20 protein-coding genes are annotated in these 19,138 nt (G+C 61.6%); 8 read left to right on the plus strand and 12 right to left on the minus strand.

Annotated features, from left to right (window positions below; genetic code table 11):
- Positions 1-81 precede the first annotated feature (81 nt).
- Genes J3P93_RS16050 through J3P93_RS16065 form a run of 4 tightly spaced genes read left to right on the plus strand, consistent with a single transcriptional unit; the run spans position 82 to position 4,039 of the window.
- Positions 82-1,107, plus strand: a complete 1,026-nt coding sequence (locus tag J3P93_RS16050; protein ID WP_434589468.1) for an ABC transporter substrate-binding protein — start codon at positions 82-84, stop codon at positions 1,105-1,107.
- Positions 1,104-2,051 carry an ABC transporter permease gene (locus J3P93_RS16055; protein ID WP_434598405.1) on the plus strand — a complete coding sequence of 316 codons (948 nt, stop codon included), beginning with the start codon at positions 1,104-1,106 and terminating at the stop codon, positions 2,049-2,051. The genes J3P93_RS16050 and J3P93_RS16055 overlap by 4 nt, the downstream gene beginning before the upstream one ends.
- A 6-nt stretch (positions 2,052-2,057) precedes the next feature.
- Positions 2,058-2,867 carry an ABC transporter permease gene (locus J3P93_RS16060; RefSeq protein ID WP_008088090.1) on the plus strand — a complete coding sequence of 270 codons (810 nt, stop codon included), beginning with the start codon at positions 2,058-2,060 and terminating at the stop codon, positions 2,865-2,867.
- Positions 2,868-2,884: 17 nt separating this feature from the next.
- Complete coding sequence (locus J3P93_RS16065) at positions 2,885-4,039, plus strand: ABC transporter ATP-binding protein (RefSeq protein WP_434589471.1); 1,155 nt, start codon at positions 2,885-2,887, stop codon at positions 4,037-4,039.
- A gap of 211 nt (positions 4,040-4,250) precedes the next feature.
- Here J3P93_RS16065 and pepN read toward each other — a convergent pair whose 3' ends face one another.
- Genes pepN through J3P93_RS16095 form a run of 6 tightly spaced genes read right to left on the minus strand, consistent with a single transcriptional unit; the run spans position 4,251 to position 10,768 of the window.
- Entirely contained in the window at positions 4,251-6,908 is a 2,658-nt protein-coding gene (gene pepN, locus J3P93_RS16070; RefSeq protein WP_434589473.1) for an aminopeptidase N, read from the minus strand.
- Positions 6,909-6,918: 10 nt separating this feature from the next.
- Positions 6,919-7,749: a DUF2797 domain-containing protein gene (locus tag J3P93_RS16075; RefSeq protein ID WP_203421741.1), complete on the minus strand. Its 831-nt coding sequence runs from the start codon at positions 7,747-7,749 to the stop codon at positions 6,919-6,921.
- The gene (locus tag J3P93_RS16080) at positions 7,746-8,006 is read right to left on the minus strand and encodes a YeaC family protein (RefSeq protein ID WP_042609561.1); all 261 of its coding nucleotides are present in this window, start codon (positions 8,004-8,006) and stop codon (positions 7,746-7,748) included. The genes J3P93_RS16075 and J3P93_RS16080 overlap by 4 nt, the downstream gene beginning before the upstream one ends.
- 34 nt (positions 8,007-8,040) lie before the next feature.
- Entirely contained in the window at positions 8,041-8,910 is an 870-nt protein-coding gene (locus J3P93_RS16085; protein ID WP_434589478.1) for a rhomboid family intramembrane serine protease, read from the minus strand.
- The gene (locus J3P93_RS16090; RefSeq protein WP_418951609.1) at positions 8,907-9,881 is read right to left on the minus strand and encodes a metallophosphoesterase; all 975 of its coding nucleotides are present in this window, start codon (positions 9,879-9,881) and stop codon (positions 8,907-8,909) included. Before J3P93_RS16090 ends, J3P93_RS16085 begins: the two co-directional genes overlap by 4 nt.
- A complete protein-coding gene (locus J3P93_RS16095) occupies positions 9,878-10,768 on the minus strand; it encodes an NAD(+) kinase (RefSeq protein WP_011333623.1) in 891 nt (296 codons plus the stop codon). The genes J3P93_RS16090 and J3P93_RS16095 overlap by 4 nt, the downstream gene beginning before the upstream one ends.
- 112 nt (positions 10,769-10,880) lie before the next feature.
- On the opposite strand from J3P93_RS16095, the gene J3P93_RS16100 reads away from it, so the two are divergent.
- Positions 10,881-11,831, plus strand: a complete 951-nt coding sequence (locus J3P93_RS16100) for a DUF1853 family protein (RefSeq protein ID WP_434589482.1) — start codon at positions 10,881-10,883, stop codon at positions 11,829-11,831.
- 112 nt (positions 11,832-11,943) lie between these two features.
- Here the strand turns inward: J3P93_RS16100 and J3P93_RS16105 are convergent, their stop codons facing one another.
- Positions 11,944-13,227: an arsenic transporter gene (locus tag J3P93_RS16105; RefSeq protein WP_434589485.1), complete on the minus strand. Its 1,284-nt coding sequence runs from the start codon at positions 13,225-13,227 to the stop codon at positions 11,944-11,946.
- 142 nt (positions 13,228-13,369) lie between these two features.
- Complete coding sequence (locus tag J3P93_RS16110; protein ID WP_093102248.1) at positions 13,370-13,927, minus strand: NADPH-dependent FMN reductase; 558 nt, start codon at positions 13,925-13,927, stop codon at positions 13,370-13,372.
- 183 nt (positions 13,928-14,110) lie between these two features.
- On the opposite strand from J3P93_RS16110, the gene J3P93_RS16115 reads away from it, so the two are divergent.
- Positions 14,111-14,347 carry a hypothetical protein gene (locus tag J3P93_RS16115; RefSeq protein WP_090282914.1) on the plus strand — a complete coding sequence of 79 codons (237 nt, stop codon included), beginning with the start codon at positions 14,111-14,113 and terminating at the stop codon, positions 14,345-14,347.
- Between the two features lie 83 nt (positions 14,348-14,430).
- Positions 14,431-15,324, plus strand: coding sequence for a LysR family transcriptional regulator (locus J3P93_RS16120; protein WP_434589489.1), 894 nt, complete (start codon positions 14,431-14,433; stop codon positions 15,322-15,324).
- Here J3P93_RS16120 and J3P93_RS16125 read toward each other — a convergent pair.
- From J3P93_RS16125 to J3P93_RS16140, 4 genes are all read right to left on the minus strand, one after another.
- Positions 15,290-15,904 carry a GNAT family N-acetyltransferase gene (locus tag J3P93_RS16125; RefSeq protein WP_203421734.1) on the minus strand — a complete coding sequence of 205 codons (615 nt, stop codon included), beginning with the start codon at positions 15,902-15,904 and terminating at the stop codon, positions 15,290-15,292. The two genes, J3P93_RS16120 and J3P93_RS16125, sit on opposite strands and share 35 nt — an antisense overlap.
- Before the next feature lie 105 nt (positions 15,905-16,009).
- Positions 16,010-16,768 (minus strand): DNA polymerase III subunit epsilon, encoded by a 759-nt coding sequence (gene dnaQ, locus J3P93_RS16130; protein ID WP_434589492.1) that lies wholly within the window; start codon positions 16,766-16,768, stop codon positions 16,010-16,012.
- 191 nt (positions 16,769-16,959) lie between these two features.
- On the minus strand, positions 16,960-17,430 hold the full coding sequence (rnhA, locus tag J3P93_RS16135; RefSeq protein ID WP_203421732.1) for a ribonuclease HI: 471 nt from the start codon (positions 17,428-17,430) through the stop codon (positions 16,960-16,962).
- Positions 17,431-17,518: 88 nt separating this feature from the next.
- Positions 17,519-18,277 (minus strand): class I SAM-dependent methyltransferase, encoded by a 759-nt coding sequence (locus J3P93_RS16140; RefSeq protein ID WP_090282909.1) that lies wholly within the window; start codon positions 18,275-18,277, stop codon positions 17,519-17,521.
- A 65-nt stretch (positions 18,278-18,342) separates the two neighbouring features.
- Between J3P93_RS16140 and gloB the strand changes: the two genes are divergently transcribed.
- Positions 18,343-19,110: a hydroxyacylglutathione hydrolase gene (gloB, locus tag J3P93_RS16145; protein WP_434589496.1), complete on the plus strand. Its 768-nt coding sequence runs from the start codon at positions 18,343-18,345 to the stop codon at positions 19,108-19,110.
- The last annotated feature ends 28 nt before the right edge of the window (positions 19,111-19,138 follow it).

The raw sequence follows: 19,138 nt of genomic DNA on the forward strand, positions 1-19,138 counted from the left end.
CAACGAACGTCCATCTACTGCTCCCGTCAGGCGGGCAACAACGCAAGCCCGCTCAATAAACACAACAATGAGGGCGTAAAAATGGTGTTGAACAAAGCTGCAACCGCAATTCTGTTTGCGGGACTGCTCAGCGTCACCGGCCAGGCTGCAATGGCTGCCGAAAGCGTCAACTTCGTCAGCTGGGGCGGTAGCACCCAGGATGCGCAGAAGCAGGCCTGGGCCGATCCGTTCAGCAAGGCCAGCGGCATTACCGTCGTGCAGGACGGGCCGACCGACTACGGCAAACTCAAGGCCATGGTCGAGAGCGGCAACGTGCAGTGGGACGTGGTCGATGTCGAAGCCGATTTCGCCCTGCGCGCCGCGGCTGAAGGCCTGCTCGAACCCCTCGATTTCAAAGTGATCCAGCGCGACAAGATCGACTTGCGCTTCGTCAACGATCACGGTGTCGGCTCGTTCTTCTTCTCCTTTGTCCTCGGCTACAACGAAGGCAAGCTCGGCGCCAACAAGCCGCAGGACTGGAGCGCGCTGTTCGACACCAAGACCTACCCCGGTAAACGCGCCCTGTACAAATGGCCGAGCCCCGGCGTGCTGGAACTGGCGCTGCTGGCCGATGGCGTCGCCGCCAACAAGCTCTACCCGCTGGATCTGGATCGCGCTTTCAAGAAACTCGACACCATCAAGAAAGACATCGTCTGGTGGGGCGGCGGCGCGCAGTCGCAGCAACTGCTGGCCTCCGGTGAAGCGAGCATGGGCCAGTTCTGGAACGGTCGCGTCCACGCCCTGCAGGAAGACGGCGCGCCGGTCGGCGTGAGCTGGAAGCAGAACCTGGTCATGGCCGACATTCTGGTCATTCCAAAAGGTGCGAAAAACAAGGACGCGGCGATGAAGTTCCTCGCCAACGCCAGCAGCGCCAAAGGCCAGGCTGACTTTTCCAACCTGACCGCCTACGCGCCGGTCAACCTCGACAGTGTGGGGCGTCTGGATTCGACGCTGGCCCCCAACCTGCCGACTGCCTACGCCAAGGATCAGATCACTCTTGATTTTGCGTACTGGGCCAAGAACGGTCCGGCCATCGCGACACGGTGGAACGAATGGCTGGTCAAATGAAAATGGCGGCCACCGCGCCCCGTCCCTCCACTGCTACCGGGAGCGCCCTCGGCGCTGCCGGTTCGGCCCACGGAACCCAGGCGGTTGCGATGCAGCAAGCCCCGTCCCTCAGACACCGCTGGCGCGGCGCCGGCAACCTTGCCCCGGCGCTGTTGTTCCTCGGCCTGTTCTTTCTGGCGCCGTTGATTGGCCTGTTGTTGCGCGGCGTGCTCGAACCAACGCCAAGCCTTGGCAACTATGAACAGCTGTTCGCCAACTCGGCGTATGCGCGGGTGTTGCTCAACACCTTTTCGGTGGCCGGGCTGGTGACGTTGTTCAGCCTGCTGCTGGGCTTCCCGCTGGCCTGGGCAATCACCCTGGTGCCGCGCGGCTGGGGCCGCTGGATTCTCAACATCGTGCTGTTGTCGATGTGGACCAGCCTGCTCGCCCGCACCTATTCATGGCTGGTGTTGCTGCAAGCCTCGGGCGTGATCAACAAGGCGCTGATGGCCATGGGCATCATCGACCAGCCGCTGGAAATGGTGCACAACCTCACCGGCGTGGTGATCGGCATGAGCTACATCATGATCCCGTTCATCGTGCTGCCGTTGCAGGCGACCATGCAGGCCATCGACCCGATGATCCTGCAGGCCGGCTCGATCTGCGGCGCGAGCCCGTGGACCAACTTCTTCCGGGTGTTCCTGCCGCTGTGCCGGCCGGGTCTGGCCTCCGGCGGGTTGATGGTGTTCGTGATGTCGCTCGGTTACTACGTGACCCCGGCGCTGCTCGGCGGCGCGCAGAACATGATGTTGCCGGAGTTCATCATTCAGCAGGTGCAATCGTTCCTCAACTGGGGCCTGGCCAGTGCCGGCGCTGCGTTGCTGATCGCGATCACTTTGGTGCTGTTCTACTTCTACCTGAAGCTTCAGCCGGAATCCCCGGTTGGCGCCAGCAACGCGAGGTAAGCCGACATGCTCCTGACTCCCAACGCCATGAGCCGGCGCATGCGTTTCGGCTTGTATGCCACCACCGGGCTGATCGGTCTGTTCCTGCTGTTGCCGATCGTGTTCATCGTGCTGCTGTCGTTCGGTTCCTCGCAGTGGCTGGTGTTCCCGCCACCGGGCTGGACGCTGAAATGGTACGGCCAGTTCTTCTCCAATCCCGACTGGATGAGCGCCGCTGCGGCCAGCCTCAAAGTGGCCGTGCTGACCACGATCTGCGCCGTGGCCCTCGGCTTGCCGACCGCGTTTGCGCTGGTGCGCGGGCGTTTTCCTGGCCGGGAAATGCTGTACGGGCTGTTCACCCTGCCGATGATCGTGCCGCTGGTGATCATCGCCGTGGCGGTGTACGCACTGTTTCTCAAGCTCGGCTACACCGGGACGATGTTCGCGTTCGTCGTCAGCCATGTGATCGTCGCACTGCCGTTCACCATCATCTCGATCATCAACTCGCTGAAGCTGTTCGATCAGTCGATTGAAGACGCGGCGGTGATCTGCGGCGCCTCGCGCCTGCAAGCGGTGTTCAAGGTGACGTTTCCGGCGATTCGTCCGGGCATGGTCGCCGGCGCCCTCTTCGCCTTTCTGGTTTCGTGGGATGAAGTGGTGCTCAGCGTGATGATGGCAAGCCCGACCCTGCAAACCCTTCCCGTGAAAATGTGGACCACTTTGCGCCAGGACCTGACCCCGGTGATCGCCGTCGCTTCGACGCTGCTGATCGGCCTGTCGGTATTGGTCATGGTGATCGCCGCCGCCCTGCGCCGGCGCAACGAAATCAGCGCCTGAGCGCCGAGGAGTACGACATGAGTGCCGTGATCAAAGACGCCTCCCAGCAGAACGACAAACCCCTGGTCAGCCTGCGCAACCTGAACAAGCACTACGGCGACTTTGCCGCCGTCGACAACATCTCGCTGGACATCAAGGACGGTGAATTCCTGACCTTCCTCGGCTCCAGCGGCTCGGGCAAAAGTACGACGCTGTCGATGCTCGCCGGCTTCGAAACACCGAGCAGCGGCGAGATCCTCGTCAACGGCCAATCGCTGGTCAATGTGCCGCCGCACAAGCGCGACATCGGCATGGTCTTCCAGCGCTATTCGCTGTTCCCGCATCTGTCGGTGCGCGACAACATCGCCTTCCCTCTGGCGATTCGCAAACTGGCAGCGGCCGAGCGCAACAAACGCGTCGACGCCATGCTGAAACTGGTGCAACTGGAACAGTTCGCCCATCGCCGCCCTTCGCAACTGTCCGGCGGCCAGCAGCAGCGTGTGGCCATCGCCCGTGCGCTGGTTTACGAACCACGCATCCTGCTGATGGACGAACCGCTCGGTGCGCTGGACAAAAAACTGCGCGAGGATCTGCAGGACGAACTGCGCCAACTGCATCGGCGCCTGGGCATCACCATCGTCTACGTGACTCACGATCAGGAAGAAGCCATGCGTTTGTCGCAGCGCATCGCGATTTTCAGCCACGGCAAGATTGTCGGGTTGGGCAGCGGTTATGACCTGTATCAGAATCCGCCGAACGCCTTTGTGGCTTCATTCCTCGGCAACTCGAACTTTCTCAAGCTCAAGGCGCAGGGCAATGCGGCGGCGAGTTTCGAGGGGCAGCCGTTGTCGATCCGGCTGACGGCCGGGTTGCAGACTGATCAGGATGTGTTGCTGATGGTGCGGCCGGAAAAGGCCTTGGCCTTGAGCGTGCAGCAGGCAACCCGCGAACCGCTGCCGTCGGGCTGGAACGAGGTGTCAGCGACCGTGGTGGAAGTGCTGTTCCTCGGCGAAAGCCAGACCTGCAGCGTGGTCACCGCAGGCGGAACCTCGATGAAAGTGAAAGCCTTGTCAGCCGCCGGCATGCCGCTCAAGGCCGGCGACCCGGTGCATGTGCGCTGGGCGACCACCGACGCCTGCGTCTACACCGAATGGACTGAAAGCGACCTCAACAAGGCTGCCGGCTCGCACTGAGTTCTCTCTGACACTGCCAATCCCTGTGGGAGCGGGCTTGCCCGCGATAGCTGAATTTCAGACACACCAATGTTGAATGTGGCGAAGCCATCGCGGGCAAGCCCGCTCCCACAGGTTCATCAGTCAACCAAAATGTCACCCTCGGGTCACCTCAGCGTCGGGCTGAGGTGGCCTTTTTTTCAAGTGCACAAAAACCGACTCGAGTAGGCCCTCAAGCCAGACTCTTGCTCACCACCTCGTACACATCACTCGACAACGCCCCCGACGCGAGAATCCGCTCCAGCTCGGCCTTCATCAGCGCCTGACGCGCGCTGTCGTATTTGCGCCAGCGAGTCAGCGGCGCCAGTTGGCGCGAGGCGATTTGCGGGTTGAAGCCATTCAACTCGATCACCAGATCGGCGAGGAAGCGATAGCCGGAACCGTCCGCCGCGTGGAAGTTGATCAGGTTCTGCCCGGCGAACGCACCGATCAGCGCGCGGACCTTGTTCGGGTTCTTGATGTTGAACGCCGGGTGCTGCATCAACGCCTTCACCCGTTCCAGTCCGCCCGGCAAGGTGCTACCGGCCTGCACGCTGAACCACTGATCCATGACCAGCGGATTGTCCTTGAAGTGCTCGGCGAAACTGGCCAGCGCCAGGGCTTTCTGCTCTTCGAACGGCGAGTTGACCAGCACGGCCAGCGCGGTCAGACGCTCGGTCATGTTGTCGGCGTTTTCGAACTGCTCCAGCGCCGCCGCCAGTACTTCCGGCTTGCCGCTGAGCATCAGGTACGACAGCGCGATGTTCTGCAAGGCGCGACGGGCAAAATGCTCGGCTTCGGCCACGTACGGCGTTTGCTTGGACAGGTCGCGGTTGGCCTGGTAACGCAGCCACAGCGCTTCGAACAAACCTTCGGTAAGTTGCTTGCGGGCGAACTCGCGGGCGTTGTGGATCGCCTCGACGTCGGCCACTTCGCTGATTTCGGTGAGATAGGCCTCACCCGGCAGCGAAAGCATTTCGGCGACCATCGCCTGATCCAGCGACTCGTCGGACAGCACCGTGCGCAGCGCCGAGGTCAGGCGCGGGTCAAGGACCATGGCCTCGCCCTTTTGCTGCTGGCCGATCAACTCTTGCAACACCTGCACCGCCAGTTGCTGGCCGGCATCCCAGCGGTTGAAGCCGTCGCTGTCGTGCTGCATGAGGAACATCAGTTGATCGCGGTTGTACGGGAAGCTCAGTTTCACCGGCGCCGAGAAGCCGCGCAGCAGCGATGGCAGCGGTTGCTCGTTGATATCGACGAAGGTGAAGGTCTGCTCGGCCTCGGTCACCGAGATCACCCGCGTGGTGCCTTGCGCCGAGGCTTCGCCGGCCAGACGCAGCGCCAGCTCGTTGCCCTGGCTGTCGAGCAGACCCAGTTCGACCGGAATCACGAACGGCAGTTTTTCAACTTTGTCCGGGGTTTCCGGGCAGCTCTGGCGGAAGGTCAGGCTGTAGGTTTTCGCTGCGGCATCGTACGACTGGCTGACCGCCAGACGCGGTGTGCCGGCCTGGCTGTACCAGCGCTTGAATTGCGTCAGGTCGACGCCATTGGCGTCTTCCATGGCCTTGACGAAGTCATCGCAGGTCACGGCTTGCCCGTCGTGACGCTCGAAGTACAGATCGCTGCCCTTGCGGAAGCCTGCGGCGCCCAGCAGGGTGTGGAGCATGCCGACCACTTCCGAGCCCTTTTCGTACACGGTCAGGGTGTAGAAGTTGGAAATCTCGATGAAGCTGTCCGGGCGCACCGCGTGGGCCATCGGGCCGGCATCTTCGGCGAACTGGTGGGTGCGCAGGTAGGCGACGTCCTGAATGCGCTTGACCGTGGCCGAGTTCATGTCCGAGGAGAAACCGGCGTCACGGAACACCGTGAAGCCTTCCTTGAGCGACAGCTGGAACCAGTCGCGGCAAGTCACGCGGTTGCCCGACCAGTTGTGGAAATATTCGTGAGCGACGATCGCCTCGACCCGCTGGTGCGCGGCGTCAGTGGCGGTTTCGGCGCGGGCCAGCACGGCACTGGAGTTGAAGATGTTGAGGCCCTTGTTCTCCATCGCGCCCATGTTGAAATCGTTGACCGCGACGATCATGAAGATGTCCAGATCGTACTCGCGACCGTAGACCTCTTCGTCCCAGCGCATCGACTTCTTCAGGCTATTCATCGCGTGCTGGCACTTGTCGATGTTTTCCGGCTCGACATAGATGCGCAGCGCGACGTTGCGCTGGCTCATGGTGGTGAAGGTGTCTTCGACGCACCACAAATCACCGGCGACCAGCGCGAACAGGTAGGCGGGTTTCTTGAACGGGTCTTCCCAGGTCGCCCAGTGCCGGCCGTCCTCGCCCGGGCCCGAAGCGATCGGGTTGCCGTTGGAGAGCAGCACCGGGTAGCTGTGCTGTTCGGCGACCACGGTGGTGGTGAACTTGCTCATCACGTCCGGGCGGTCGAGGTAATAGGTGATTTTGCGGAAGCCTTCGGCCTCGCATTGGGTGCAAAACATCGTGCCGGACTTGTACAGGCCTTCCAGCGCGGTGTTGGTTTCCGGGTGGATCCTGACGCTGGTGTCGAGGGTGAAGCTGTCGCTGCCCGGCTGCAGGGTCAGGTGGCTGTCGGAGACTTGATAGTCCGCGGCGCTCAGCTCCTGGTCGGCCAACGTTACCGAGAGCAGTTCCAGCTGCTGGCCGTCCAGCACCAGCGGCGGCAGGCCCGGGCCACGTTCGGGGTTGCGGCGCATCACCAGTTGCGCGTGGACCAGACTGTGGTCCTCGAACAACTCGAAGGTCAGGTGCGTTTCGTCGATCAGGTACTCGGGCGCCTGATAGTCCTTGAGGTAAATCATCTTCGGTTGTTCGGTGCGCATGCTGGAATCCTTATTGATGCACGGCGAGCTGGTAAGCCGTGTATTTACGAATGTTGATCACGCCGGTGTCGAAGATCAGGTACTGACCCTTGATCCCCAGTAGCGTGCCTTCGGCAATCGGGTTCTTGTCCAGGTTAAAGCTGACGATTTTCGCCGGGTATTGCTCGACGGGATAGCGGATTTCCAGCGGTTCGACATCGGCAATCGTCTGAATTGCCTGTAGGCCGAATCGCTCTTGCAAACCTTGCAGGCCTTCGGCGCAGCTTTCAAACAGCTGATCGCGCACCTGCGCCAGATCCACCGCCGCCGCGTCGCCCTTGAGCAGCGCGCGCCAGTTGGTTTTATCGGCCACCTGGCTGCGGAAAAGGTCTTCGACGAACCCCGATTGCTGGCGTGTCGACACGCGCATGATCGGCAACGCCTGACTGGCGCCCTGATCGAGCCAGCGGGTCGGCAGCTGCGTTGCACGGGTGATGCCAACCTTGATCCCCGACGAATTGGCCAGATAGACCACATGATCGGTCATGCAGAACTGCTCGCCCCACGCCGGATCGCGACAGGTGCCCGCGTCAAAGTGGCAGCGCTCCGGGCTCATGATGCACAGGTCGCATTGCGCCAGTCTGGTCATGCACGGGTAGCAATAACCCTGACTGAAACTGGTTTTGGTCTTGCGCCCGCAATGGGTGCAGTGGATCGCCCCCAGATATTCCAGACGCACCGTGCTGCCGATCAACGGGTTGACCGGCACCTCGACGTCATCCAGACGAAACGCATATTGCACGTTCGGCCCGTCCAGGCGCGCCGACATTTTGCTGATTGCACCGCGGCCAATCTCGATCAATGGATGGCATCCGACTTGAACAGGATGTTCGGCACTTCGATCGATTTCGACGCACATTCCTGCGGGCCCATGTAACCGGTGCGCTGGTCTTCAGGCAGGTTCTGGATTTCCCAGGCGATCATCGCCTGCAACGACAGCTCGCGCTGTTCGGCGGTGAGCTTGTTGCCGTCGGACCATTTGCCGATTTCCACGGCCAGTTTCAGGCTCTCGTAGATGTCCGGGGTGATGTTGCTGATCATGTCGTTAAAAGAGGACATCAGGGGTCTCCGTGCTCTTCGATTCGCTAAAAATTCAGACGGCCAGTTTACGGCGGTTATACAAACCACCCAACAAACCGGTAAAGCATCCGATGAGTAACCCGCTCAGGTGCGCAGCGTTGGCGATCTGGCCGAAGCCGATCAACGAGATCAGCCCGGACATGCACACCACCAGCCAGATCAGCATCATCGCCAGCACACCACGCGGCAGACGATAGGCTGGATTCGGCGCCAGCAACTGGAAAATCCAGCAATGCCCGAGCAAGCCGTAAAGCACGCCGGACAGACCACCAAACAAGGTCGGGCCGCTCCAGACAAACTGCGCATAGTTGGACACCAGACTGAACAGTAGCGTCAGGCCGATCAGGTTGATGCTGCCCTGACGCGATTCGATGCGCCGGCCCAGCTCCCAGTACCACATGCCGTTCATCGCCAGATGCAGAATGCCGAAGTGGATCAGCATCGGCGTGACCAGCCGCCACCACTGCCCTGCCGCCAGGCTGTCGGCCAATGGCGTGAAGTGGATGAACTCGCCGATCACCCGAAAATCGAGAAAGGTCAGCCAGCGCAGCGTCTCAAGGTTTTCGCCGAGGAACGTCAGACCGCCGACGATCAGGCTCAACAGCAGGATCAAGCCGGTAGCCTTGGCGTGTTTCAATTGTTCGGCGAAGCTCGGGCGCTTGAAGGTCTGGCCCACTGGAATATCCAGTTGCTGGTCAGGGTCGCCGGCCGGAAAACGCTCGTACAGCGAGCGCACGTCGTCGCTGATTTCTGCCGGCGCCCACAGCACCTGCTCGCCCGCCTCCTCGCTGACCCGATGCGGCACCTGCATGCGTTGCAGCAGTTTGACGAAACCGCTCAGGTCCACCGCCAACGGCAGGCGCAATACCGCTACTGAACTCATTGCAGCACCTCCGGCCGCTCGACATCGACCCAGACGAATTTTTGCGGATCGAGGCGTGTTTCCTGGTCCAGACGATAGGCAACCAGTTTGCCGTAGAGCACCGCGCTGTAATCCAGGCAGGCGAGGTTCGGGCGGATCGGCGCCGGTTTGCCGCTGCGCCAATAGTGGCCGACGAACAGCAAGGGTTCGTCGACGCCGTAGCGCAGCAGCGAATTCTTTTCCGTGGAGCTCAGCGGCGTCTGCGCTACCGGCTCCGGCAAGGCATCGGGCTGGAAGACGATGTCGCCGTAGGTTTTCGGGTCGTCTTCCCAGAATTTGGTGCGGAAGAACGAACGCACCAGGCCGTCACCGCTGGTCATGGTCTGGCCGCCCGGCAGGCGCATGTCAGTGCCGCGCAGCAAGCGGTCGAACACCGTGCAGGCGAAGCTCCCGGGTACCGCCGAAGCCTGTAAAAAGTGTTCATCGATGCAGCCATCGGGGAACAGGCCGCGCAACGGCTCGATCAGGCCGGCATCCCAACAGGCGTGCACAACCCGGAAGCGGCCGGCATCGACGAACAATGGCAGCTCGTAAAACCATTGCTGGAAATCATGCCAGTCGCCCGGATGGTCTTCGAATTGCGTCAGGGTTTCATGCAGCAGCCGCGCATGGCGCTTGGTATGTTCACGCACGAACTGCTTGCCGCTGCCCGGTGGCGCCGGCGTGCTCCAGCCGAGGGCGTTGAATTCGTGGTTGCCCATGATGCACAAGGCCTGACCGGCTTCGACCATGTCATGCACGATGTGCAGCGCTTCGCGAATCCGCGGGCCACGGTCGATGATGTCGCCGACGAACACCGCCATCCGCGACGGATGCCGCCAGACCCCGCCCTGCTTGTGGTAACCGAGACGGTCAAGCAAGTGTTCGAGGGTCAAGGCGCATCCGTGCACGTCACCGATCAGGTCGTAACTGCGCGCGGGATCGAGCATCAGTCGCCTCCACCGCCCAGCTTGCTGCCCCAGCCGAGCTTGGTGCGGCAGACTTCGTAGTAGTTGTGATCGAGGGGGTGGATCAGTCGCAGCTTCTGCGCTTTCTTGCTCACAGTAATGGTGTCGCCCGGCGCGCAGGTGAAATGGTTCTGGCCGTCGCAGGAAACTTGCGGGTAGATCTGCATATCTTTGGACACGACGATTTTCAGCTCACTGTTGCCATCGACCACGATTGGCCGTCCCGACAAGGTATGGGGGTACATCGGCACAATCACAATAGCGTCGAGCTTGGGATGCATGATCGGCCCGCCGGCGGACAAGGCGTAGGCGGTGGAGCCCGTGGGCGTGGCGACGATCAGGCCGTCGGCCTTCTGGCTGCACACAAACTGGCCGTCGATGTACAGCTCGAATTCGATCATCCGCGTCGATTTGCCCGGGTGCAGCACCACGTCGTTGAGCGCATCACCCTGGCCGATGGCCTCGGCGTGACGGCGGACTTCGGCTTGCAGCAGGAAGCGGTTTTCCACCAGATAATGGCCGTCGAGCACTTCGGCGACCTTGATTTCCAGCTCGTCCGGGCGAATATCAGTGAGGAAACCGAGGCTGCCACGGTTGATGCCCAGCACTGGAATATTGTGTTTGGCCAGCGCCCGCGCGGCGCCGAGCAGGCTGCCGTCGCCGCCGACGACGATGACCATGTCACAGACTTCGCCGAGCATCTTGCGCGACGACGTTTGCAGGCCGTGACCCGGCAGGACTTCGGCGATGGTGTCTTCGAGGATCACATGCAGGTGCCGATCGAGCAGAAAGCGTTTCAGTCGGCGGACGGTATCCAGCACCTGGGAACTGCCCAGGCGACCGATGATGCCGATATTACGAAATTGCTCCATGGGACCTCTGCGGACGATCGATAACGCGAAAACCCGATTATGGGCGAAAGCCCGCGATAGACAAAATCCTTTCAGCCTCAAGGGCGCTCATGATTCAGGCTATGCTCGCAAGATGATCCTGTTTCCCGATTTGCTCCAGTTACCTCATCAGTTGCGCCATCCCGAAGTGCGGGATCTGGCGTGGGTGATCCTCGCCCCGCCGATGCTCGCCGTCACGCCATGGCCGCAGCGCCATCCGCTGGCGGGCAGCGACTGGGTGCGGGACCCGCAGCGCCTCGAACACTGGCTGCGCCAGCTCGACCGTGACAGTTACGGCTTGCTGCAATGGCTGTCGCAGGCACGCACACGGCGTCTGGGCCTGTATTACGAGCGACTGTGGCAGTTTGCGGTGGAGCATGCGCCGGGCATCGACTTGATCGCCGCCAACCTGCCGATCCGCCGCGAAGGCCACACCCTTGGCGAGCTGGACATGCTGTTGCGCGATCGCGATGGCGTGCATCACCTGGAACTGGCGATCAAACTTTACCTCGGGCCGCAGAATGGCGACGGCGACGATCCGGCGCAGTGGCTGGGCCCCGGCTGCCATGATCGGCTGGACCGCAAACTGGCGCATCTGGCCGAACATCAATTGCCGATCTCGGCGCGCGCGGAAAGCCGCGAAGTGCTGGCGGCGCTGGATATTGAAACCTTCGACGCGCATTTATGGCTGGGCGGCTACCTGCTCTACCCGTGGCCCGGTGAGGCTGCATCGCCGCACGGCGCGCATCCGCAGCACTTGCGCGGCACCTGGCTGCATCAGAAGGATTGGCCGGCGTTCGTCGCGCAACGCCCGCCGGGCCGCTGGCAACCCCTGCCCCGGCATGCCTGGCTGGCGCCGGCGCATTACCCGGCGGATCAGGTCTGGACCGAAGAAGCGTTGCGCCTGTGGCTGTTGGAACTGCCGCCACTGGCTCCGGCGCAATTGATGGTGCGCCTGAGTGAAAACTCACAGGGCGAATGGGAAGAGGCGGAGCGGTTGTTTCTGGTGTCGGACCTTTGGCCGAATGTGCCGGGGCAAGCCTGAGATTTGCGGTGCCCGCGCGGGCCCCATCGCTAGCAGGCTAGCTCCCACAGGTTCCGCGGAGTACACAAAACCTGTGGGAGCTAGCCCTGCTAGCGATTGGGGTCACCTCGGTTTAAAGCGAAAGACGCACCGCCAAAGCCGCCAACGTCACCAGCAACACCGGCACCGTCAACACGATCCCGACCCGGAAGTAATAGCCCCAGCCCATGTGGATGCCCTTGCGCTCCAGCACATGCAGCCACAACAGCGTCGCCAGGCTGCCGATCGGGGTGATCTTCGGCCCCAGATCGCTGCCGATCACGTTGGCGTAAATCATCGCTTCCTTGATCACCCCGCTGGCCTGGCTGGCATCGATCGACAGCAAACCGATCAACACGGTCGGCAAATTATTCATGATCGACGACAGCAGTGCCGTCAGCACACCGGTACCGAGCGCAGCGCCCAACACGCCATGGCCGGCGAAGGCGTCGAGCCAACCGGCCAGATAACCGGTCAGCCCGGCGTTGCGCAGGCCGTACACCACCAGATACATGCCCAGCGAGAAAATCACGATCTGCCACGGCGCTTCTTTCATCACCTTGCGCGTGGAAATCCTGTGCCCGCGCGCAGCAATGCCGAGCAACAGCGCGGCGCACACCGCCGAAATCGCGCTGATCGGAATGCCCAGCGGCTCCAGGGCAAAACAGCCAATCAGCAGAATCGCCAATACCACCCAGCCCGCGTAGAACGTGGCTTTATCGTGGATAGCGGTCGTCGGGTCTTCGAGCTGCGCCGGGTCGTACGCGGCCGGGATGTCCCGGCGGAAAAACCACAGCAACATGCCCAGCGTCGCCGCCACGCTGACGAAGTTGACCGGCACCATCACCGCCGCGTAGCGGTTGAAGCTGATGTGAAAGAAGTCCGCCGAGACGATGTTGACCAGGTTCGACACCACCAGCGGCAGGCTCGCGGTGTCGGCGATAAACCCGGCGCCCATGACGAAGGCCAGCGTTGCCGGCGGCGAGAAGCGCAACGCCAGCAGCATTGAGATCACAATCGGCGTGAGGATCAGCGCCGCGCCGTCGTTGGCGAACAACGCCGAAACCAGCGCGCCGAGCAGCACCATAAAAGCGAACAGCTTGCGCCCGCTGCCCCGTCCCCAGCGCGCCACATGCAGCGCGGCCCAGGCGAAAAACCCGGCTTCATCGAGTAGCAGGCTAATGATGATCAACGCCACGAAGGTGCCGGTGGCGTTCCAGATGATTTGCCAGACCAGCGGGATGTCGCTCAGCTGGACCACGCCGAAAATCAAGGCCAGCACCGCGCCAAGGGTTGCACTCCAGCCGACGCCGAGGCCTTTGGGTTGCCAGATCACCAGGGTGATGGTCAGGAGGAAAATCAGTGACGCAGCGAGCATTCGCAGAAGCCTTAATGGAAAGTCAGACAGATAAAAACTGTAGGAGTGAGCCTGCTCGCGATAGCGGTCTGTCAGTTAACAATAATGCTGACTGATACACCGCTCGCGAGCAGGCTCACTCCTGCACGGGACCGCGTTCGGTTTATTTCTTGTGTTGCTCTACGAACTGGCCGTAGGCATCGATGAATTTCTGCAGGAACGGTTTGACCGTTTCGCTCAGCTTGCCCGCCTCGTCAAACGCATTACCCGCGCCGCCCAGATAGGCTTCCGGCTGTTGCAGGCAGTGAATATCGAGGAACACAAAGGTCTGGCGCAGATGCTGATTGGCCCCGAAACCGCCGATCGCACCCGGCGAAACACTCATGACCGCACCCGGCTTGCCGCTCCAGCAGCTCTTGCCATAAGGCCGCGAACCGACGTCGATGGCGTTCTTCAGCGGCGCCGGGATCGAACGGTTGTATTCAGGGGTGACAAACAGCACCGCGTCGGATGACGCCACTTTCTGACGGAAAGTGCTGTAGGCTGCGGGCGACAAATCGCCATCGATGTCTTCGTTGTAAAGAGGCAGATCGCCGATTTCGACAATTTCCAGTTTCAGGTTCGCCGGCGCCAGTTCAGCCAGTGCCAGTGCGATCTTGCGATTGATCGAAGCTTTGCGCAGGCTACCGACCACTACGGCGACGTTGTAGACATTGCTCATGGAAGACTCTCGATGGTCTGTGGGAAGAGTCGCTAGTTATAGATGATGTGTTGGCGATTTCACCAGCGATCATTGGTTTTTCCTGCGCGAGGAATATTTTTTCGTTGTAGGAAAACTTACCAAGCTTGATGACGGTCTACCAAGCCGCAAATCAAGCGTTTTATCTCCAGAGGTTTTAAGCAGATGGCAGCAGTACTCGTCGGTCAGTTTCATGCAAGAGATGCGGAAGGCCGCGTTTATTCCGTGCATGAATTCCAGGAATCGAACCCGTCTGCAGACGGCTTCACCGGCTCGGAGCCCGTCACCACCTACAAATTGGCCATTGGTGACCGCATCAACAAGGTCAGCGAAAGCGAATACCTGCTGGTGCAATCGGGTATTACGCTGATTCGCGAGCCTGAGCCGATCGCTGCGCAATAAGCCGGCGTGATGAGCAGAGTCATGTGCGCAGAGTTGGGGTAGGATTCAGCACCGCCCTCACCTGCTGAACATGGACTTCACGCATGCGTTTACGCCACATCGAAGTGATTCAGGCGCTCTTGCAGACAGGTCACCTGGGCACCGCCGCCGAATGGTTGCAGTTGCCGGTGACCGAGGTCGAAGAGCGTTTGCGCGAAGCCGAAAGTCAGCTGGGGTTCATGCTCTTCGCCAGTGTTCGCGGGCGTCTGCAACCGACCGCCGAAGCACGGGCGTTGCAGGTCGAAATCGCCCACGTCTATGCCGCGCTGGAACCGGTGCAACGCCTGGCCGGCAGCCTCAAGCAATACCTCGCGCCGCCCTTGCGCATCATCGGCACACCGCCGCTGGCGCAACAGTTATTGCCGCAAAGCCTCGCAGCCCTGCGTCGACGCCTGCCGGATGCACCTTGCAGCCTGCTCAGCGCCTGCACTCGCGATATCGTCCGCAGCCTGTTGCTGCGTGAAAGCGATCTCGGCCTGAGCCTGCACGATCCCGAACATGCCGACATCGACTGCCAGCCACTGGCCCAGGGCAAATTGCAGTTGCTTGCCCCGCACGGCTGGCTGCAACCGAAGCAGAAATACATTTCTCTACAGGATCTGGCCGGTCAGGCGATGATCGGCCTCGAAGGTCAGGACCCGCTCAGCCCGGCACTGGAAAACAAGCTGCAAGCGCTACGCCCGGCGCCGAGCATCCAGACCCGCGTACAAACCCAGCAGATGATGCGTTGCATGGTCGAGGCCGGCGAAGGTCTGGCCATCGTCGACCCGTTCACCGCACTGGGCGCTCGCGCAGGTGGGCTGGACGTTTGCCCGCTGTCACCGGCGGTGCCGATCAGCCTGTATGCGCTGACGTTCAAGCACGCCGCGCCGTCCTCGGCGATTCAAACCTTACTGACGATCATCACGGAACAAGCCGAGGCGATGTTGTCGAGCTGAGCGGGTTTTCCAGCGGGTTATCGAACAACCGATACCAGAACAGCGCCACTTCAGCGGTGTTCGGGTCGATGCCGCGATAGCGCAACTGATCGATACCGCCAATCACGTAACCGCAACGCTCGTACAGCCGACAGGCGCCGAGGTTGTTGTTCTGGGTTTCGAGCATGATCCCCGGAAGCTTTTTCTTGCGGCTCCAGAACTGCGCCACATCAAGCAAGGCCTTGGCCACGCCATGACGCCGGGCCGGCGCATGCACCGCCAGCTCATCAATATGGGCAAAACCGTTCCAGTTGGTGCTGATCACCAGATGCCCGACCGGCTCGTCATCGAGATGAGCCATGAAGATCGCGCTGTCGGGCGCGTTGTGAAAAGCGCTGAACTCCTCGGGGTCGATGCCGTAACACTTGCGATACGGCACGATCGGCGTGACTTGCCATTGCTCGACAGGCTTGCCGATCACCGCAGCGCCATACGCCGCGACTTCGAAACTGAAATCGCTGCCCCAGATATACGGCGCAAAGCCGTCGTCGGCGACACGCACCGACAGCCCTGGGTATTTCGGATTCATGACCGGACGCATACTGGGAAAAGTCCTCATTCCTTGATTTTCATCTGCCAATGCACTCAGGGTAGAGGGTTGCAGCGGATGTGGCGACGGTGGCCACTTGTCAGTACTGACAGCGCCTTATGCCTGCGCGTCGGCTTCGGCGATCTGCGTCCACAGCGCCGGGGTGCCGGCCGACTTGGCGATGATCTCCAGCCGCACCAGATGCGCCGCCAGCTCTTCTTCGGTCGCGCGAATGATCCGCGCCGGCTGGCGATCGGCCGGCAAACGACGGATTTCCGTGGCGGAGTTGTCGGCGCCCTCACCCGTGCCATTGCCGTCAGAGGCGTTGCCGGCCAGCGACAGGCTGGTCTGGCCACCGGTCATGGTCAGGTAGACGTCGGCGAGAATTTCCGAGTCGAGCAAAGCGCCGTGCAATTCACGGCCGGAGTTGTCGACACCGTAACGCTTGCACAACGCATCGAGGCTGTTGCGCTGCCCCGGGTGACGTTCCCGGGCCATCATCAGGGTGTCGAGGATCGAGCAGTGCTGGGTGATGTCGGCGCGGTCGTGCTGACCCATCAGGGCGAATTCGTTGTTGATGAAGCCAACGTCGAACGCCGCGTTATGGATGATCAGCTGCGCGCCTTTGATGAACTCGAAGAACTCGTCGGCGACTTCGGCAAAGCGTGGCTTGCCGACCAGGAATTCGTTGGTGATGCCGTGAACGCCGATAGCGCCCTCGTCACTTTCACGATCCGGTTGCAGGTACACGTGAAAATGCCGGCCCGTCAGGCGCCGACCGATCAGTTCGACACAGCCGATTTCGATGATCCGGTGACCATCGGTCACCGGCATGCCGGTGGTTTCGGTATCGAGTACAACGGATCTGGTGGCCATCAGTGCTCAGCTCTCAACGGGTCAATCGTGCAAAAGCGCGGATGTTACCACGCTCGGCGGGGTGTTTCAGGTGGACCGTGCCGACCCCATCGCCAGCAGGCTGGCTCCCACACTGGATCTGGGGCGTTCACAAAACCCTGTGGGAGCCAGCCTGCTGGCGATTGCATCCACCTCGGTCCATCAGCAAAACATCAGCTCTGCTTGTACCCGCGCACCTCATCCACCCCACGGTTGGCCAGTTGGTCGGCCCGCTCGTTACCGTGATGTCCGATGTGCCCGCGCACCCATTTCCATTTGACGTTGTGACGGTTGACCTGCTCGTCCAGCTCCTTCCACAGGTCGGCATTCTTCACTGGCTCCTTGGCCGCGGTTTTCCAGCCGCGCTTTTTCCAGTTGGCCATCCACTCGTTGATGCCCTTCATCACGTATTGCGAGTCGGTCACCAGCAACACTTCGCACGGGCGCTTGAGCGCTTCGAGGCCGCGGATCGCACCGAGCAACTCCATGCGGTTATTGGTGGTGTTGGCTTCGCCGCCCCACAACTCCTTTTCCACGCCCTTGCACACCAGCAACGCGCCCCAGCCGCCCGGGCCAGGGTTGCCCTTGCAGGCGCCGTCGGTGAACAGTTCTACGGTGTCGACGCTTTCAACGCTTTCGCTCATGCCAGTCTTTCCAGAAAATGCCTGTCTTGCCAATCACGGATCGACAATGACCGTGGCCGGGGAAACCCGGCCACGAATATAAGAAGATTTACGGTTCGATGCGGCGACGATTGACCTTGGCCATCGGCAGCGGAATCAGCTTGCCCATCGGCTCGCGGCGTTCCTGACGCAATGGCCGGAGGCCGACCACGATCTTGCGCGCGACCAGTAGATAGAAGCCACCGCCAGACAGTTGCCAGTCGCCGGCCTTGCGTTCCCAGCCGGCCAGACGGGCCTGCCACTTGGGCGACGCGAGCGGCGGACGATAGCATCCGAAGCGGCGTTTCTCCAGCGCAAAGCCGAGCAGGTTTAGCCAGTCGCCGAGCCGTGACGGCGAGATGCAGCGCGCCTGGCGCAGGGCATCGTGGGCGAACACATGACGCAGCCCCCAGGTGCTCCACGGGTTGATGCCGATGATCAGCAAGTGTCCGCCGGGCCGCACGGCGCTCGCCGCTTCGCGCAGCAAACCGTGGGGCGACAGGCAGAAATCCAGACCGTGCTGCATCACCACGACGTCGGCGGCATGCTCGCTCAACGGCCAGGCCTGTTCTTCGCAGACAATCTCGACGCCGGGCAGCGGCGCGCCCAGGCGCACATTGCGCTGCACTTGCGGCGCCGCCGGCGGGGTCTCGGCCGATGGCCCGTAATGCACCAGATAACCGCCGAAGAACCGCCCCAGTTCGTCTTCGAGCATGCGCCGCTCTTCGTCGAGCAACAATTGCCCGAGGGGGCCGGACAGCCATTCACGGGCTGCGCCGATCAGGGCCAGCCAGTCAGGATCAGCCTGTGCGAACGCTTTATCACTCATCGCATTCTCCAAAGCGCCAGGAACTACTAAGATGCGCCAATGTTTTCCGCTTGGCGATTCCGACGATGATACAGATCAGTGCCCTGCCCGCGTTCACCGACAACTACATCTGGTTGTTACAGGATCACCGCACCCAGCGTTGCGCGGTCGTCGATCCGGGCGACGCCGCGCCCGTGCAAGCGTGGCTCGACGGCCACCCGGGCTGGGTACTGAGCGACATTCTGATCACTCATCATCACCACGACCACGTCGGCGGCGTCGAGCGCCTCAAAGCCGCGACCGGCGCGAAAGTCTACGGTCCGGCCAGCGAAACCATTCCGGGGCGCGACGTGGCGCTCAAGGACAACGACAGCGTCAGCGTGCTTGGCTGGGACTTCGCCGTCTACGCAGTGCCCGGTCACACCCTGGGACACATTGCCTATTACCACCACGGCCTGCTGTTTTGCGGCGACACCTTGTTCGCGGCCGGATGCGGGCGCCTGTTCGAAGGCACGCCGGAGCAAATGCACCACTCGCTCAGCCGTCTCGCTGCCTTGCCTGAAGATACGCTGGTTTACTGCACCCATGAATACACCCTGAGCAACCTCAAGTTTGCTGCCGCCGTGGAACCGGGCAACGCGGACGTTGCCGCTCGTCTGGAAAAAGTCACCGAGCAACGGCAAAACGGCGTCATGACCCTGCCCTCGACCCTGGCTCTGGAAAAGCTCACCAACCCGTTTTTGCGCACTTCTGAAACATTGGTTACACAAAAAGTGGACGAACGGGCAGGCGCTCAAAACCGGGCGCCGAGCGAGGTATTTGCAGCTTTGCGGGCCTGGAAAGATACGTTCTAAGTCGCCCGCTTGTTGGCACAAATATTCT

This window comes from Pseudomonas sp. R3-57, assembly GCF_051132065.1.
Classification (GTDB): domain Bacteria; phylum Pseudomonadota; class Gammaproteobacteria; order Pseudomonadales; family Pseudomonadaceae; genus Aquipseudomonas.